We start from the raw sequence: 17972 nt of genomic DNA on the forward strand, positions 1-17972 counted from the left end.
GTGCCTGGAGCCTGCGATGTCCCGACCGACCGACGTGCGCGTCACCGGCGCCGCCGTCTACCTGCTGCCGGTGCGAATGCGCGTGCCGCTGAAGTTCGGCGGCCAGGTCGTCGACTCGGTCACCTGCGCCCGCGTCGCCGTCCAGGTGACCGGAACCGACGGCCGCAGCGCCGTGGGCTGGGGGGAGACGCCGCTGGCGGTCCAGTGGGGATGGCCGTCGGCGGCGCTGCCGTACGACGCCCGCCACGACGCCATGGTCCGGCTGTGCACCGCCGCCGCGGCCGAGCTGGCCGCGTTCCCCGCGCGCGGCCACGCGTTCGAGATCGGCCATGACTTTCGCGCGGCCCGCCTCGATCCCCTCGCCGCGGCCGCCGGGGGGCCTGCCGTCGGCGGCCCGGTGCCCGAGTTGGCGGCGCTGATCGCCTCGAGCCCCCTCGACCTCGCCCTCCACGACGCCTACGGGATCCTCCACGGCTGCGACGCCTTCGCCACGCTCACCGCCGAGTTCCTCTCGCGCGACCTCGCCTGGTATCTCCGTGCCGACGCGGCCGCGCCCCCCGATCCGGCATACGCCGGGCGGCATCCCGGCGACCTCCTCGTCGCCGCGCCGCCGCGGACGCTGCTCGCCTGGCACCTCGTCGGCGGCCTCGACCCGCTCGAGGCCGCCGACCTCACGGGCGACGAGCCGGTCGACGGTGAGCCGCTGCTGCTGGCCGACTGGATCGCGCGCGATGGGCTGGAATGCCTCAAGGTCAAGCTCCGCGGCGACGACCTCGACCACGACGTGGCGCGCCTCGCCCGCGTCGGCCGGATCGGCCTCGCCCACGGCGTCCGCCATTTCTGCGCCGACTTCAACTGCACCGTCACCGACCCGGCCTACGTCCACGCCGCCCTCGACCGGACGGCGGCCGACCTGCCGGAGCTCGCCGCGCGGCTGCTGTACGTGGAGCAGCCATTCCCCTACGACCTGGCGGCCTGCCCGATCCCGGTCCACTCGCTCGGCGCCCGGACGCGCCTGTTCCTCGACGAGAGCGCCCACGACTGGCGGCACGTCGCCGCGGGACGGGCGCTGGGGTGGAACGGCGTCGCCCTCAAGACCTGCAAGACGTTCACAGGCGCGCTGTTGTCGCTCGCTTTCGCCCGCGCGCACGGCATGGACGTGATGGTCCAGGACCTCACCAATCCGATGCTCGCCGCGATCCCCCACCTCCGTCTCGCCGCCCACGCCGGCACGCTCGCCGGCGTGGAGACCAACGGCATGCAATTCTGCCCGGAGGCGTCGCGCCCCGAGGCCACGATCCATCCTGGGATCTACCGGCGCCGCGGCGGGCGCGTCGACCTCGGGTCGATCGCCGGGCCGGGGTTCGGGATGCGGGTCGCCGAGATCCCGCGGCGGCTCCCCGAGCCGGTGCTCGTGGCAGGCGACATCCTCCTGCCCTCGACCGCAGGGGGGTGAGGCCCTGTTGGGGGGAGCACGCCGATCCGCGGCCGTCGCCCGATCCAGCCGCGGCAGCGTTTTTCCGCAGTCTGCCAACCGCCCCGGGAGGGGTACACTCGAATCGGCGATGGCAAGCGTGGATTCGACGGATCGACCGTCGAGCCGACAGGGGGAGAATATCCGATGCTTCGGACTCCGCGCGTTAACGCCGGGCTCGACCGGCTCCGCGCCGACCTCGACGCCGGCGGCATGCTCCGCGCCCGCGACGCGTTCGACGCCCAGGCCGTCGACATGCTCACCAGCCCCGCCGCCCGCGCGGCCTTCGATCTGGCGCGCGAGCCGGATGCCGTCCGCGAGCGTTACGGTCGCCACCGCTTCGGCCAGCGGGCGCTGCTCGCCCGGCGCCTCGTCGAGGCGGGATGCACGTTCGTGACGGTCGTGATGGAGCATCCCGGGGGCACGATGCCCGCCAGCGGCACCTACAACTGGGATTCGCACGTCGTCAATTGCCACATCTTCGACGACGCCCGCTGGCGGCTGCCGTACTACGACCAGGCGGTCACGGCGCTGGTCGAGGATCTCTCCGCCCGCGGCCTCGACCGCGACGTGCTCCTGGTGGTCACGGGGGAGTTCGGCCGGACGCCGCGCCTCGAGAACGTCGTCGGCTCGCAGACCAACGTCCACCAGCCGGGGCGCGACCACTGGCCCGGCGCGATGTCGCTGCTCGTCGCCGGCGGGGGCACGCGCGGCGGTCAGGTGATCGGCGCCACCGACGCCCAGGGGGGCCACCCGCGCGACCGGCCGCTGTCGCCCAACGACGTCTGGGCGACCGTCTACCGCCACCTCGGGATCGACCCGTCGTGGACCGTGACCGACCATGCGGGGCGGCCGATGCCGATCCTCCCGTCCGGGGCCCCGATCGCCGAGCTCCTCTGAGCCGTCAATTCCCCTCGGAGCACCGGCTCGTCCGGTCGTCACCGCCGATGCGCCGCCCCCCCCTGCCCGTGATCGTCGTCGCACTGGCCGTCGCCGGCGCGATGGCCCCCGCAGCCGCCAGTGGCCTTCGTGCCGGTGTCGCCCTGGTCGAGATCACCCCTCCGGGCGAAACACCAGGGGAGATCATCGGCGGGTTTCTCCCGGTGCCCGTCCGCGCCGTCCACGATCCGCTCCACGCGCGCTGCCTGGTCCTCGACGACGGCACGACGAAGGTGGCGCTGGTCGTCTGTGACCTGCTCGGGATCCACCGCGCGGTGAGCGACGCGGCGCGGGCGCGGATCGCGCGCGACGTCGGGATCCCCCCCGAGGCCGTCCTCATCGCGGCCACCCACACCCACTCGGCCACCAGCGCCCTCGGCGACCGGCTCGCCGCCGCCGCCCCGCTCGACGCCTATCAGGAAGCGGTCGTCGCGAAGATCGGCGCCGCCGTCGCCACGGCAGCCGGTGGGCTCGTGCCGGCGGAGATCGGCTGGGGGGCCGTCGAGGCGCCCGAGCACCTCTCCAACCGGCGCTGGCACATGCGCCCAGGTACCGTGCCCGCCAATCCGTTCGGCGCGGTCGACATGGTGCAGATGAATCCCCCCGCCGGGAGCACCGATCTCGTCGAGCCCGCCGGCCCGACCGATCCCACGCTCTCGTTCCTCGCGGTCAGGCGCCGCGGCGGCGGCCTCCTGGCGGTGATGGCGACCTACGGCCTCCACTATGTCGGTGGCGTCGGCCCCGGGGAGATCTCGGCCGACTATTTCGCCGAGTTCGCCGCCGAACTGGCACGGCGGACCGCCGGCCCGGACGGTACGGCGCTGGTGATGCTCGCCAACGGGGCCAGCGGCGACGTCAACAACATCGACTTCACCGGCACGCGCCCGCCGCGCGCGCCCTCCGAGCAGATGCGCCTCGTCGCCCACGATCTCGCCGCGCGCGTCGCCGCCGCCCTCCCCGGCGTAGCCTGCTCCGCCGACGCGCGGCTCGGCTGCCGGGCCCGCGAGGTCGAGGTCGGCCACCGCGTCCCGACGGCGGAGCAACTGGCGTGGGCGCGGCAGACGCGCGCCGGCGCCGCGCCGCCCCCTGGCAAGGCTGACCTGCCGTGGATCTACGCCGAGCGCGTCTTGGCGCTGGCCGACCACCCGCCGCGCGTTGCCGTGCCGGTCCAGGTGCTGCGGCTCGGCCCGGGGGTGATCGGCACGATGCCGTGCGAGGTGTTCGCCGAGATCGGCCTCGAATTCGCGCGGCGGGCGGCGGGCCGGCCGGCGGTGCTCGTGTCGCTGGCGCACGGCTATTTCGGCTACCTGCCGTCGGCCCGCCACCATCGCCTCGGCGGCTACGAGACCTGGCTGGGAACCAACCGCCTCGACGCGTCCTCGTCCGCGGTGCTGCTTGACGCCCTGGTGGCGATGGCCGACGAACTGGCGCGCGAGGCACCGGCGCCCGCGGCGGTGCGCCGGTCTGCCGAACTGCCCGACGGCCTCGTGATGGAGCTCGCCGCCGCGGAGCCGGCGGTCGTCGATCCGGTGGCGATCACGTTCGACGAGCGCGGCCGCCCCTACGTCGTCGAGTACCGCGACTATCCCACCGGTCCGCCGGGGGGCGGGCCGCCGCTGTCGCGGATCGTCCGTCTCGACGACGCCGACGGTGACGGCGTGTTCGAGTCGTCGACGACGTTCGCCGACGGGCTGGCCTTCGCCCAGGGGGTGCTGGCGCTGCGCGGCGGGATCCTCGTCACCGCCTCCCCGGACCTGGTGTTCCTCGCCGACGACGACGGCGACGGCCGTGCCGACCGCCGCGAGGTGGTGGCGACGGGGTTCAGGGTCGGTAATCCGCAGCTCCGTGCCGCCTGCCCGACACTCGGGATCGACAACGCGGTCTGGATCACCGGAGGGCTGTCCGGCGGCAAAGTCCACCGCCCCGGCGATCCCGCCGACACCGGCGTGTCGATCGACCGCCGCGACCTCCGCTACGACCCGCTCCGCGGCACGCTCGCCGCCGCCGCCGGCTTCGGCCAGTTCGGCAACACTCGCGACGACGTCGGCCGGCGCTTCGTCGCCAGCAATCGCAACCCGCTGGTCGCCGTGATCCTGCCGGCGGCGGCGCTGGAGCGCAACGCGCTGGTCGACGTCGGCCCCGGCTCCGCCGATGCCGCGCCGTCCGGCGCCGACAGCCGCGTGTTCCCGATCGTCGCCACGCGGTCGACGGCGCTGTCGCACGCCGGCACCCACACCAGCGCCTGCGGCCTGACGATCTTCCGTGGCGATCTCCTCGGTCCCGACGCCGTCGGCGATGCCTTCACCTGCGAGCCGGTCGGCCACCTCGTCACCCGTCGCCGCCTCCAGCGCGCCGGGACGGCATTCGCCAGCCGGCGCGTCGAGCCCGACGGCCGCGACTTCCTCGCCGCGCGCGAGACCTTCTTCCGCCCGGTGTTCACGGCCACGGGCCCCGACGGCGCGCTGTGGGTCGTCGACATGTGCCGCGGCAGCGTCGAGCACCCCGACTACATGCCCCCCGGCGTCGCCGCCACCGTCGACCACCGGGCCGGTGACACGGCAGGGCGCGTGTGGCGGATCCGCGATCCGGCCCGGCCCATCCGCCCCTGGGAGCCTCCGGCCACCGCTGCCGCCGCAGTCGCGCTGCTCTCCGACCCCAACGGCTGGCGGCGTGACACCGCCCAGCGGCTCCTCGTCGAGGGTCGCTTCGCCGACGCGGCAAACGAATTGGAGCGGTTCGTGGCCACGGTCGACGAGCTCCCGGCCACGGTCCACGCACTGTGGGCGCTCGACGGTCTCGGCAGGCTCACGCCGGCCCAGGTCGCCCGCGCCGCCGCGAGCAGCCATGCGCCCGTCCGCGAAACCGCCGCACGGCTGGCGCAGGAGGCCGTCGGCTGGTGGGGACCGGGGGTGGACCGGGGCGACCTCGCCGACACGCTCGCGACGCGCCTCTCCGCCGATCCCGATCCCGCCGTCCGCCTCGAGGCGACGCTCCTCGCCGCGGGGCGCGATTCCCCGGCTGCCACGGCGGCCCTCGCCGCAGCCGCGCTGCGAGGCGATCTCGACGGCTTCACCGCCCGGGCGATCGCCTCGGGAGCACGGGGCCGGGCGCTCGAACTGCTCCACGCCATCGCCGGGGCTTCTTCCCGGCTCTCCCCCGCGCCCGACCGCGAGTGGCTCGTCGACGCGCTGGCGGCGACCGCCGCCGGCACACCCGCCGAGGTCGACGGGCTGGTGGCACTGGCCACCGACTCCGGCGTCCGGGGTGCATGGTTCGACGTCGCGGTGCTGGGAGGCTTGGTGCGCCGTGTGCCGCTGGCCGGGCGCGCCGACCGCCGGCGTTTCGCCGGTGCCGTCGACCGCGCGGCCGCCGTGGCCGCCGACGCCAGCGCGGCCACAGGGTCGCGCCTCGCCGCGATCCGCTGCCTCGCGGCTGCCGCCGGCGGGGAGGCAGCGCCCGCGGCCGCGGCTGCCGACCCGGCCGTGGTCCGCGAATGCCTCGGGGGCCTCGCCGCGCGGACCCAACCGGCCCCGATCCAGCAGGCGGCGCTGGGAGCGCTGGCCACGAGTGCCGATCCGACGGCACTGGCGCTGGTGATCGACGCCCTTCCCGGTCTCGAGCCGACCGTGCGCGCCGCCGTGATCGGCACCGTGGCCGATCGCCGCGACGCCGCCGCCGGCCTGCTGACGGCGATCGAGGAGGGGAAGGTGCCGGCCGCTCTCGTGCCGCTCGACCGCCGCGCCGTGCTGGCCAAGTCGGCCGACGAGGGGATCCGCGTTGCGGCCGCGCGGATCTGGCCCCCTGAGGGTGCCGGCGAGGCCGCCGCGCGGATCGGCGACCTGGTCGCGCTGGCCGCCCATGGCGGTGACCTCGGGCGCGGCCGCGACGTCTTCGCCCGCCACTGCGCTGCCTGCCACCGTGCCGGCGGCTCGGGGCAGGCTGTCGGCCCCGATCTCGCCGAGGCCGCCGACCGGCCGCTGGAGAAACTCGTGACCGACATCGTCGATCCCAACCGCTCCGTCGAGCCGCGCTACGAGGCCGCGGTGGTGGTCACCGTCGATGGGGACGTCGTCGACGGCGTGCTCGTGGAGAGCAGCGCCGACACGGTCGTGCTCGCCCGTGCCGGCGGCGAGCGCCGCGCGGTGCCGCGCTCGGCCATCGAGACGCTCTCCGCCACCGGGCGGTCGCTGATGCCCGAGGGGTTCGGGCGCACGATCCCCGCCGTCGAGTTCGTCGACTTGATCGAGTTTCTCCGCGACGGCCGCCCCGTGCCGCGCGTGCCGTGATCCCCGCCCACCGCTGCCTCTGGATGCAGGAGTCTTGCATGGTTGCCAGTGTCCGCGTCGCGTGTCGCCTGCTCGCCGTCGCCCTGGCCGTCGTCGCCACGGCCGGCCATGCCGAGGATGCCCGGCTCCGACCGCTCGAGGACCTCGACGGCTTCTTCCCGTTCACGCCCCCGGCAGCGCTCGACGAGTGGCAGGCGCGGCGCGCGGACGTGCGGCGGCGCGTGCTGGTGTCGCAGGGCCTGTGGCCGGCGCCGGCGAAGACGCCGCTCGAGCCGTCGATCCACGGGACCGTCACCAAGGGCCCGGGCGCCGTCGGGAACGCCGGCGGCGCCGGCTACACGGTGTCGAAGGTGTCGTTCCAGAGCGTCCCGGGTCTGTTCGTCACCGGCAACCTCTACCGGCCGGCGGGGCTCGCCGAAGGCCAGAAGGTGCCGGCGGTGCTGTTCGCCCACGGCCACTGGAAGGATGCCCGGCTCTCCGAGCAGGACCCGGCGGCGCTGCGCCGGGAGATCGCGGCCGGTGAGGAGCGTTTCGAGCAGGGGGGGCGGAGCCGGTTCCAGTCGCTGTGCGTGCAGCTGGCGCGGATGGGCTGCGTCGTCTGGCAGTGGGACATGCTCTCCGATTCCGACGCGGTGCAGTTTTCCCGCGAGGTGGTCCACGGGTTCGCCAAGCAGCGTCCCGAGATGAACGCGGCCGAACGCTGGGGCCTCTACAGCCCGCAGGCCGAATCCCACCTCCAGAGCATCATGGGGCTGCAGACGTGGAACGCCGTCCGCTCGGTCGACTTCGTCCTCTCGCTGCCGGAGGTCGATCCGGCGCGGATCGCCGTCACCGGCGCCAGCGGCGGCGGGACGCAGACGATGCTGCTGGCGGCCGTCGACGACCGGATCGCCCTCTCGGGCCCGATGGTGATGGTGAGCACGGCGATGCAGGGGGGCTGCACCTGCGAGAACGCATCGTTGCTCCGCGTCGGCACCGGCAACGTCGAGTTCGCGGCGCTGTGCGCGCCGCGCCCGCAGATCTTGAACACCGCCGACGACTGGACGCGGGAACTGGCGGCGAAGGGCTTCCCCGACCTCCAGGCGACCTACGCGCTCCACGGCGCCAAGGACGCCGTGGCGCTCAAGCGCGGCGAGCACTTCCCCCACAACTACAACGCCGTCTCGCGCTCCGCCTTCTACACCTTCCTCAACAAGCAGTTCGCCCTCGGGTTCCCCGAGCCGGTGGTCGAGCGCGACTACGAGCCGCTGGCGCGCGAGCAACTCTCCGTCTGGGACGCCGATCACCCCGCCCCGCCGGCCGCCGACCCGCAGTTCGAGCGCGACCTCTTGGCGCGCCTCGCCGCCGGCTCGACCGCGGCGTTGACCGCCGCCGCCGCCACCCCCGCAGGACTCGCCGACGTGCTCCGGCCAGCATGGCAGACGGTCATCGGCCGGACGGTCGCCACGGCCGGCGATGCGACCTGGAGCGTCGCGGCCAAGACCGCCGCCGGGGGCGTCACCCGGATGGCCGGGACGCTCGCCAACACCACCCACGGCGAGGAGGTGCCGCTGGTCTGGCTCCATCCCGCCGCCTGGAACGGCACGGTCGTGATCTGGCTCGACGACGGCGGGTCGCGGGCACTCGAGGCCGACGGGGTGGCGGTAACGCCGGTGGCAACGCTCGTGGCCGGCGGCGCGAGTGTCGTCGCACCGGACCTGTTCACCCCGCCGGCCGAGGCCGACGGCCGCCAGCGGGTGGTGAAGAATCCGCGCGAGGCTCCGGCCTACACGTTCGGCTACAACCACACCCTGTTCGCGCAGCGCGTCCACGACGTCCTCGGGCTGGTTCGTTTCGTGCGGACCGCGAAGGTCGGCGACCATCCGGCGCCGAGCAGCGTCGCGCTCGTCGGTCTCGGCAGCCGGGGGCCGATCGCCGCCGCGGCCCGTGCCGTCGCCGGCGCGGCCATCGACGGCGCGGCGATCGACACGGGCGGATTCCGCTTCGCCACGCTGGTCGACTACCGCGACCCGGCGTTCCTCCCCGGCGCGGGCAAGTACCTCGACCTCCCCGGGATGCTCGCGGCGGGAGCCCCGGGGCGGCTGTGGCTGGCCGGCGAGGCGGAGATCCCGCCGGTCGTCGTGGCCGCGTTCACGGCAACCGGCACCCCGGGCGCCGTGACCCGGTTCGGCGGCGCGAAGGCCGACGTGGCCGGCGCTGCCGCCGCGTGGGTGGCGAAGTGACGCCGGCGCTCCGCCCGGCGGCGATCGGCATCGAGATCGGCGGCACCAAGCTCCAGTCGGCGATCGTGGCCGACGGCGGCGCCGTCCTCGTGCGCCGTGCCGACGCGGTCGCGCCCGCCGGCGGGGCGGAGGCGATCCGCGCCGCGCTCTCCGGCCAGTTGGCCGATCTGCTCACCACAGCGCACGGCACCAGGGGCGCGATCCGTGCCGTCGGGATCGGCTTCGGCGGTCCGGTCGACCGGGCCCGTGGGGTGGTGGCGACGAGTTTCCACGTCGGCGGCTGGGCTGATTTCCCCCTCGCCGCCTGGGTCGCCGACGAAGTCCGCGCCCCCTTGGGAGCTGTCCCCTGCGTCCTTGAAAACGACTCCAACGCCGCGGCGCTGGCCGAGGCCACGGTCGGCGCCGGGCGGGGCGCACGGGTCGTCTTCTACACCAACTCCGGCAGCGGGATCGGCGCCGGATTGGTGATCGCCGGCCGGCTCTACCACGGCCGCTCCGGCGGCGAGATGGAACTGGGGCACCTGCGTCTCGCCGCCGACGGCGGGATCCTCGAGGAGGTGGCCTCCGGCTGGGCGATCGACCGCCGCGTGCGCGCGGAGATCGCCGGCGCGCCATCGGGGTGCCTCGCCCGGCTCGCCGCCGCCACTCACGATCCCCCCTCGGCACGCCTCCTTCCCGCCGCACTCGCGGCGGGCGACGCCGCCGCGAGTGACATCCTCGCCGGCGCCGCCGCCCCCTACGCCCATGCGCTGGCGCACGTCGTCCAGCTCGTCAATCCCGACGTCATCGTCCTCGGCGGCGGTGTGGCGACGATCGGAGAAGCGTGGCGTGCGGCGGTCGCGGCCCGGCTCACGCCGCTGGTGATGGAGCCGTTTCGCCCGGGTCCCCCGGTCCGCCTGGCGGCGCTCGGGGCCGACGTCGTTCCGGTCGGTGCGGCGCTGGCGGCGCTCGACGATTGCGGGCGATCGCCTGACGGGGCATGATCGGGGATCGAGTGCCCCGTCCCCGGAGCAGGCTGCATGTCCGAACCGTCCCTCGTCGATTGGGTCGCCAGCTACGTCGCCCACCAGGACCGGGCGATCTCCTCGGTGCCGACGGTCGCCATCGCCGCCGCAATCGAACTGGTGCGGCGCGCGGGGCGCGAGGGGAAGAGGATCTTCGTCTGCGGCAACGGCGGCAGTGCGGCCAACGCGTCCCATTTCGTCACCGACCTCGGAAAAAACGCCTCCGAAGCGGCGGGGCGACCGTTCCGTGTGCTGTCCCTCGCCGACAACGTCTCGTGGATCACCGCGATCGGCAACGACTACGCCTACGAGGACATCTTCGTCCGTCAACTGGGCAACCATGCCGCCGCCGGTGACGTTCTGATCCTGGCGAGCGTCAGCGGCAACTCGCCGAACCTCGTGAAGGCCGCCGAGTACGCGCGCCGCGAGGGGCTCGCAACCCTGGCCCTCGTCGGCGGCAAGCGGGGCCGGTTGGCCGATCTGTGCGACCACGTGCTCGTGGTCGACGACCATCACTACGGCCGGGTCGAGGATGCCCAGATGAACATCCTCCACATGATCTGCTATGCCGTCGTGGAGCTGAGCGGCTGAGCGGATCGCTGGGGCGATCAACGCCGCCCGCGGCCTGGCGAAGTGGAGCGATTCGCCCCAGGTGGCGCTCCCGTCGCCGCGTCACCTGAAGTCCGACGCGGAAAAAACTCTCGTTTCTGCGTCGTTTTTCGCCAATTAAGCCTGTCTTCTCCCGATTCCGCCTTGCTGGCACACGGCTTGCACAGTGCTTGGACGAGTTCTGCGCTGGGGCAGCGCGACTCAGTCCCGAGAGGAGATGACTGGCCATGTCCAGCCAGGGTCGCCATTGCGCGCGGTGGAGCGGATGGTTCGTGACGGCGGTGTCGATGATCGCCTGCGCCGGCCCGACGGTCGCCGGCACCATCGAGACGTTTTCCGGGCCGGGGGCCCAGTCGTGGTTCACCAACACGGTCGTCGCCGGCGGCACGAACCGGTACGCCGCGTCGTTCGGCGTCTCGGGAACCAATCCCACGACCGAACCGCTGACGTTCCCGACTCCCAATGCCGTCAATGGCTATCAGTACCAGCTCACCACGTCGGGGAGCTTCGGCTTCGTGCAGACCCCGGTCGGTCTGTCGGCTGCCGGATTGGACACCGCCACGAAGACCCTGATCATCACGCCCCTGACCGGTGACGGTCTGCGCCTACCGACCGCCGTTGGCGCCAATTTCTCACTATGGAATTTCGACACCGGGCAACTGGTCAGCGGGACGATCTCGATCTCGGTCAACAACGCGACGGCGCAGACCTTTTCGGTCACCACCGGGACGTCGCCGAGCGACAATTATATCGGCTTCGCGTCGTACGTGAATCCGATCGAGCCGATCACGTCGCTGCGGGTGAACTACGTGTCGGCAGGTTCGTTTCCCAACGACACGAACACCTACGTCACCGTCAACAACATGCTCGTCGGCGTCGCCGTGCCGGAGCCGTCGACGATGATGCTCGCCGGCGTCGGTTTGGTAGGCGCCTGCGTCGCCGGCATGCGCAAGAAACGGCGCGTCACCACGGCGCTGCTGATCGCCGCAATGACGAGCGTCTCGCTCAACGCGATCAGCGTCTCACCGACCGGCCGGCCGATCACACCTCAGAGCATCACCCGGACGGCGTGAGCGGCTGGCAATCGACGGGCCTTCGGGCGCCCCGCCAGCGACCGGTTCTCCGGCCGTCGGCGGGGCGTTTTCGTGTCGTCCGGCGCCAGGTACACTCGCCGCCATCGGTGTGGGGAGACTGGCGGCCGCGAGGCCGCGGTGGGATCCTGCCGACCGACGGCAAAACCGATTCCTTCCATATTCGGAGGCTCGCATGGCCATCCAACCGATCCTGCCACGGCGTCCGGTCGTGGCCACGCGACCGTCGCGGCGCGACTTCCTCGGCCGTGGCATCGCTGCCGCGTCGGCGGCCGGGACCGTGCTCGCCCTCCGCGCTCCGGCGGTCCATGCCGCCGGCAGCGACCAGATCCCGGCGGCGCTGATCGGCTGCGGCGGTCGTGGCGGCGGCGCGGCGGTCGACGCCCTCTCGGTGTCGGGCAAGCCGGTCAAGATCGTCGCCTTGGCCGACGTCTTCAAGGACCGCGCCGAGATCGTCCGCCGTTCGATCGGCGAGCAGTTCAAGGATCAGGTCGACGTCCCGGACGACCGGGTGTTCATCGGTTTCGACGCCTACGACAAGGCGATCGAGTCGCTCGCGCCCGGCGGGATCGCGATCTTCGCGACGCCGGTCGCCTTCCGTGCGGCTCACTTCGCCAAGGCGATCGAGAGGGGCTGCCACGTGTTCATGGAGAAGCCGGTCTCGATCGACGGCCCGAGCACCAAGCGGATCATCGAACTGGCCGCCAAGGCTGACGAGAAGAAACTCAAGGTCGGCGTCGGGCTGATGTGCCGCCACTGCGACCGCCGCCGCGAACTGTTCGACCGGCTCCGCGCCGGCGAGGCGGGGGAATTGATGGACTTCCGCGGCTACCGGATGCACACGCCGGCCCAGAGCTTCGAACTGTTTCCCGGTCCGCCCGAAGGGCTCAGCGAACTGCTCTGGCAGATCCGGCGGTTCCACGGCTTCCTCTGGGCCAGCGGCGGGATCTACAGCGACTACTACGTCCACCACATCGACGAGGTGTGCTGGATGAAGGGGGGCTGGCCGGTGAAGGCCGAGGCCACCGGCGGACGGCACTACAAGGGACGGCTCGACGACCAGAACTTCGACAACTACGCCGTCGAATACACGTTCGACGACGGGACGAAGTTCTTCTATTCGGGTCGGCACACGAAGAACTGCGACCAGAAGTTCGGCGTCTTCGGCCAGGGCACGAAGGGGGCATTCACGATCTCCGCCAGCGGCCATTCCCCCGCCAAGTGCGCGATCTACAAGGGACAGAAGTCGGAGAAGGACAATCTCGTCTGGACGGCCGAGCAGCCGGAGCCCAATCCCTACCGCCGCGAGTGGGAGCACCTCGTCGCTGCGATCCTCGCCGACGAGCCCTACAACGAAGCCGTCCGCGGGGCGGAGGCGAGCCTGGCGACGGCGATGGGGCGTGTGGCGGCCCACACCGGGAAGGCGGTCACGTTCGACGAATTGCTCAACAGCCCCGACGACATGACCGCCGGCGTGGCGACGTTCACCGCCGACTCGCCGGCACCGGTCACGCTCGGTCCCGACTTCAGCTACCCCGTGCCGATGCCGGGGCGGTTCAAGTACGAATACCACGACTGACACGCACCATGCGACCGATCGTCCAGATCTCGCTCGACCTCACGAACCTCGACGAGGCGCTGGCGACCGCCGCGATGGCGCTCGGCGCCGGGGTCGATTGGCTGGAGGCGGGCACACCCTTGATCCTCGCCGAGGGGCTGCACGGCGTTCGCGCGCTGCGGCAGGCATTTCCGGGGGTGCCGATCGTCGCCGACCTGAAGACGATGGACGGCGGCTACCTCGAGGCGGAGATGATGGCCAAGGCGGGCGCGACCCATGTCGTCGTCATGGCCCGCGCGCACGAAGAGACGATCAAGTGCGTTGTCCGGGCGGGGGCCGACTTCGGTGCCAAGGTGATGGGCGACAACATGGTCTGCCCCGACATGGTCGCCGGGGCGAAGTGGCTCGAGGACCTCGGCTGCGACTACGTCGTCCACCATGTCGGCTACGACGAACGGCGCGGGATCGCCGCCGCGGGCCGGCGCATGCCCAGCCCCCTCGACCAACTCCGCGAGGTCGTCGCCGCGGTCCGTGTGCCGGTCCAGGCGGTGGGAGGCCTGTCGCTCGAGCAGGCGATCGCCTGCCCGTCCTACGGCGCGCCGCTGGTCGTGCTCGGGGCGCCGCTGACGATCGACGCCGACGCCTTCCGCACCGCCGACGGCAACCTTGCCGCGTCGCTGCGAATGATCTGCGACGCCGTCCATTCCCAGCGCGTCCCCGACCGCAGCCCGGGGGCCTGACCGCGCCCTGACCGCCCCCCGCCTTCCGAGGCCGTCCCGATGCCCACCGCCGTCGTCAACTTCGCCGCCGCCCGCGGCTCGGTCGAGCTCCGCGACGTCACGCCGCCGGCCATCGGAGACACCGACGTCCTCCTCGAGGTCGCCAACGTCGGCGTCTGCGGCAGCGATCTCCACCAGTGGACCGGCGACCATTCCTGGCAGGTCAACTATCCAGTCGTCCTCGGCCACGAGTTCTGCGGCACGATCGCAGCGGTGGGGAGCGAGGTCCGCGGCTGGCGCGAGGGCGCGCGCGTCGTCAGCGAGACCGCGGCGGTCATCGATCCTGACTGCCCACTCTCGCGGCGCGGGCTCTACAACCTCGACCCGTCGCGGAAAGGGTTCGGCTACGGCGTCGACGGTGCGATGACACGCTTTGTCCGCGTCCCGTCCCGGATCCTCCACGCCATCCCCGACCATCTCCCGTTCGAGCAGGCCTGCCTGACGGAGCCCTGCTGCGTCGCCTACTCGGCCGTGGTGAAGAACGCACGGATCGAACCCGGCGACCGCGTCGTCGTCCTCGGCCCGGGCACGATCGGGATTCTCTGCGCGGCGATGGCGAGGCTGTGTGGGGCCGACGTGGCCGTCGTCGGTCTGGCCGGCGACACCACGCGGCTCGAGGTCGCGCGGCGGTACGGCTGCGAGCCGATCGTCGGCGACGCCCGCGACTGGGCGCTGGCCCGCGACGGCCTCGGCTGCGACGGCGTCATCGACGCAGCCGGCGTCAGCGCCACGCTCCAGGCCGCGCTCGACCTCGTCCGCCCAGCCGGCTGGATCAGCAAGGTGGGGTGGGGGCGGGCGCCGCTGGGCTTCAGCCTCGATCCGCTCGTCCAGAAGAACGTCACCCTCCAGGGGAGCTTCAGCCACAACTGGCCGATCTGGGAGCGAGTCATCGCGCTGCTGTCGTCGGGACGTTTCGATGTCCGCCCGATCATCGGCGGCGTCTGGTCGTTCGAGCACTGGCACGATGCCTTCGAGCAGATGCACTCCGGAGCGGTGGTGAAGAGCGTCCTCGCCCCGACCTGAACGCCCTCCGTGGCCACTCCCCCCACCCCCGCCGCCGGCGACCTCGTCGTCCACGGCGGCACGCTCGTCCTCCCCGATCGGCTCGTGCCGGAGGGGAGCGTCGTCTGCCGTGGCGGCCGGATCGTCGCGGTCGGCCCGCTGGCAGCCCGGCCCGCCGGCGTGACCGCCATCGACGCCCGGGGGGGCCTGATCGCCCCCGGATTCGTCGACCTCCACGTCCATGGTGGTGGCGGCGCCGACTTCATGGATGCCACGCCCGATGCGGTGCGCCGCGTCCTCGCCTGCCATGCCAGGCACGGGACGACGACGCTGTTTCCCACCACCACGACCGGCGCCCCGGCCGAGATCGCGGCGCTGCTGGCGGCCTGCCGCGCGGTGCGCGACTCCTGGACCCCCGCCGCGGGGGCGCGGATCGCCGGGGTCCACGTCTACGGTCCCTACTTCGCCGCCGACAAGGTCGGCTGCCACCCATCCTCAGGCCGCCGTGATCCCCTGCCGCGCGAGTACCGCGGCTGGTTCCGTGACGATCTGGTGCGGATCGCCACCTGCGCCGCCGAACTGCCGGGGGCGGTGGCGTTCTACCGCACCGCGGCGCGGCGCGGCTGCCTCGTGACCTGCGGCCACTCCAATGCCACCTGGGGAGAGATGGCCACCGCGTTCCGCGCCGGCGTGCGCCACGTCGATCACTTCTGGTGCGCGATGAGCTCCGTGACCTCGCTCCGCGCCCGCTGCGGGACGCCGATGGAGGCGGGGATGGAGCAGTTCGTGCTCGCCACGCCGGAGATGGGGACCGAGGTGATCGCCGATGGCGCCCACCTCGGCCCGGAGTTGCTCGCCTTCGCCCTTTCGATGCTCGGGCCGCGCCGGTTGTGCCTGGTGACCGACTCAAGCCGGGCCCTCGACATGCCGCCGGGGCGTTACCGGTTCGGCCACGAAGCCCGAGGCAGCTGGTTCGAGAGCGATGGCTCCGTCGGCCGGGCCGCCGGCTCGCTGGCCAGTTCGGTCGTCGGCATGGACCACTGCGTGCGCACGATGCAGTCCGCGACCCGCGCCGACCTGCCGACGGTGATCCGCCTCGCCAGCCTGACCCCCGCCGAACGGGCCGGGATCGCCGCCGAGGTCGGGAGCCTCGAGCCCGGCAAGCGGGCCGACATCCTCCTCCTTTCGCGGCGGCTGGCCGTCCGCCGCACGATCATCGCCGGGGTCCCGCTGCCGGGCTGATCGCCGGCGCCGGTAAGATCGGTGCCCCTTGGAGCCTGCCGATGCGCCTCGCCGACAAGGTCGTGATCGTCACCGGCAGCGCGACCGGAATCGGCCGCGCGATCGCCCTCCGCGCGGCCGCCGAGGGCGCGCGGGTCGTCGTCCACGGTCTCGAGCCCGACCTCGTCGCCGGTGTGGTGGCCGCGGTCGGTGCGGCCGACGGTGTCGCGCGGGGCGTGGGCCACGTCGGCGAGCTGACCGAGGCCCACTGCCCGCGGACGCTCGTCGATCTGGCCGTCGACCACTTCGGCCGACTCGACGCCGTCGTCAACAACGCGGCCGCGGTCGTCACCGGCGACGTCCGCTCCACCGACGCCGCGCTGTTCGAGCGCGTGATGCGCGTCAACGCGCTGGTGCCGCTGCTCCTCGTCCAGGCGGCGCTGCCGGCGCTCGCCGCCACCCGCGGCGCCGTCCTCAACATCGGCAGCATCAACGCCTGGAGCGGCGAGCCCAACCTCCTCCCCTACTCGATGTCGAAAGGCGCGCTGGCGACGCTGACGCGCAACCTCGGCGACGTGCTGTTCCGCGAGGAGGGGATCCGCGTCAACCAAATCAACCCCGGCTGGGTGCTCACGGAGAACGAATCTTCGCGGAAACGGAGCCAGGGGTTCGAGGCCGAATGGGAGCGGCGGATCCCGCGCGAATTCGCCCCGTCGGGGCGGCTGTTCACGCCGGCGGAGATCGCCGCCGTCGCGGTCGGCTTCCTCGCCGACGAGTCGGGACCGGTCAGCGGCCAGGTCTGCGACCTCGAACAATACCCTGTCATCGGCCGCAACCCGCTCAAGTACCTCGCCCCGAAGGCCCCCTCCCCATGACCGCATCCCCGCGCCCGCGGCTGGCAGCGTTTCCCAAGGCCTACATGCAGGCGCTGTGCCGCGACGGCAGCATGCGGCTGGCCGAGTGGATCGACCTCGCCGCGACGCTCGACCTCGACGGGCTCGAGTGGTACGCCGGGTTCCTCGAGATGGCCGACGCGGCCCGCTGGCCGGGATTCCGCCGGATGGTCGAGGAGCGCGGGATGACGATCCCGATGTTCTGCTGCTCCCCCGACTTCACCCATCCCGATGCCGGCTTCCGCCGCGCCCAGATCGAGCGGCAGATCCAGTGGATCGACACCGCCCACGCCCTGGGGGCGTCGTTCTGCCGCGTCCTCTCCGGCCAGCGCCGCCCGGAGCTGGCGGAGGCGGCGGGGCTCGACCTCGCCGCCGACTGCATCCGGGCCTGCCTGCCCCACGCCCGCAGCCGGGGCGTGACGCTCGTCCTCGAGAACCACTACAAGGACGACTTCTGGGACTATCCCGAGTTCGCCCAGCGGCGTGACGCCTTCGTCGGCCTCGTCGAGCGGATCCCGGACGCCGGGTTCGGCGTCAACTACGATCCTTCCAACGCCTACCTCGCCGGCGACGATCCGCTCGACCTGCTCCGCCGCGTCTCCCACCGCGTGGTCACGATGCACGCCAGCGACCGCTTCCTGATCGAGGGCACGCTCGACGACCTGCGCCGCGAGGAGGGGGGCAGCCAGGGCTACGCCCGCCGCCTCCGCCACGGCGAGATCGGAAAGGGACTCAACGACTACGACGCGATCTTCACCGAACTGCGTGCCCGAGGCTTCGCCGGGTGGATCAGCATCGAGGACGGCGTCGACGGCGTGGATCAGCTGGCCCGCAGCGTCATCTTCCTCCGTGGCAAGATCGCCGAATACTGGCCGGCCGGCGTCTGAGCGCCTG

Annotated in this window: 13 protein-coding genes; all 13 read left to right on the forward strand. The window is 72.9% G+C overall.

What is annotated here, in order from left to right; all coding sequences use genetic code 11:
* Positions 1–16: 16 nt before the first annotated feature.
* The 13 genes from FJ309_02415 to FJ309_02475 all read left to right on the forward strand — a co-directional run bounded on the left by FJ309_02415 (position 17) and on the right by FJ309_02475 (position 17965).
* Complete coding sequence (locus FJ309_02415) at positions 17–1456, forward strand: hypothetical protein (protein ID MBM3953471.1); 1440 nt, start codon at positions 17–19, stop codon at positions 1454–1456.
* Between the two features lie 165 nt (positions 1457–1621).
* Positions 1622–2374 carry a DUF1501 domain-containing protein gene (locus FJ309_02420; protein MBM3953472.1) on the forward strand — a complete coding sequence of 251 codons (753 nt, stop codon included), beginning with the start codon at positions 1622–1624 and terminating at the stop codon, positions 2372–2374.
* A 47-nt stretch (positions 2375–2421) separates the two neighbouring features.
* Entirely contained in the window at positions 2422–6699 is a 4278-nt protein-coding gene (locus FJ309_02425) for a c-type cytochrome (protein MBM3953473.1), read from the forward strand.
* Positions 6700–6737: 38 nt separating this feature from the next.
* On the forward strand, positions 6738–8921 hold the full coding sequence (locus FJ309_02430; protein MBM3953474.1) for an acetylxylan esterase: 2184 nt from the start codon (positions 6738–6740) through the stop codon (positions 8919–8921).
* Entirely contained in the window at positions 8783–9904 is a 1122-nt protein-coding gene (locus tag FJ309_02435; protein MBM3953475.1) for an ROK family protein, read from the forward strand. Before FJ309_02430 ends, FJ309_02435 begins: the two co-directional genes overlap by 139 nt.
* A gap of 36 nt (positions 9905–9940) precedes the next feature.
* Complete coding sequence (locus FJ309_02440) at positions 9941–10516, forward strand: SIS domain-containing protein (protein MBM3953476.1); 576 nt, start codon at positions 9941–9943, stop codon at positions 10514–10516.
* A 245-nt stretch (positions 10517–10761) separates the two neighbouring features.
* The gene (locus FJ309_02445; GenBank protein ID MBM3953477.1) at positions 10762–11607 is read left to right on the forward strand and encodes a PEP-CTERM sorting domain-containing protein; all 846 of its coding nucleotides are present in this window, start codon (positions 10762–10764) and stop codon (positions 11605–11607) included.
* A 193-nt stretch (positions 11608–11800) separates the two neighbouring features.
* Positions 11801–13204 (forward strand): Gfo/Idh/MocA family oxidoreductase, encoded by a 1404-nt coding sequence (locus FJ309_02450; GenBank protein MBM3953478.1) that lies wholly within the window; start codon positions 11801–11803, stop codon positions 13202–13204.
* 8 nt (positions 13205–13212) lie between these two features.
* Positions 13213–13923: a D-arabino 3-hexulose 6-phosphate aldehyde lyase gene (locus FJ309_02455; protein MBM3953479.1), complete on the forward strand. Its 711-nt coding sequence runs from the start codon at positions 13213–13215 to the stop codon at positions 13921–13923.
* A 39-nt stretch (positions 13924–13962) separates the two neighbouring features.
* On the forward strand, positions 13963–14985 hold the full coding sequence (locus FJ309_02460; GenBank protein MBM3953480.1) for a zinc-binding dehydrogenase: 1023 nt from the start codon (positions 13963–13965) through the stop codon (positions 14983–14985).
* 9 nt (positions 14986–14994) lie between these two features.
* A complete protein-coding gene (locus tag FJ309_02465) occupies positions 14995–16206 on the forward strand; it encodes an amidohydrolase family protein (GenBank protein ID MBM3953481.1) in 1212 nt (403 codons plus the stop codon).
* Positions 16207–16247: 41 nt separating this feature from the next.
* Complete coding sequence (locus FJ309_02470; GenBank protein ID MBM3953482.1) at positions 16248–17060, forward strand: SDR family oxidoreductase; 813 nt, start codon at positions 16248–16250, stop codon at positions 17058–17060.
* A 71-nt stretch (positions 17061–17131) separates the two neighbouring features.
* Entirely contained in the window at positions 17132–17965 is an 834-nt protein-coding gene (locus tag FJ309_02475) for a TIM barrel protein (protein MBM3953483.1), read from the forward strand.
* Positions 17966–17972 lie beyond the last annotated feature (7 nt).

The organism is Planctomycetota bacterium (assembly GCA_016872555.1).
Classification (GTDB): domain Bacteria; phylum Planctomycetota; class Planctomycetia; order Pirellulales; family UBA1268; genus F1-20-MAGs016.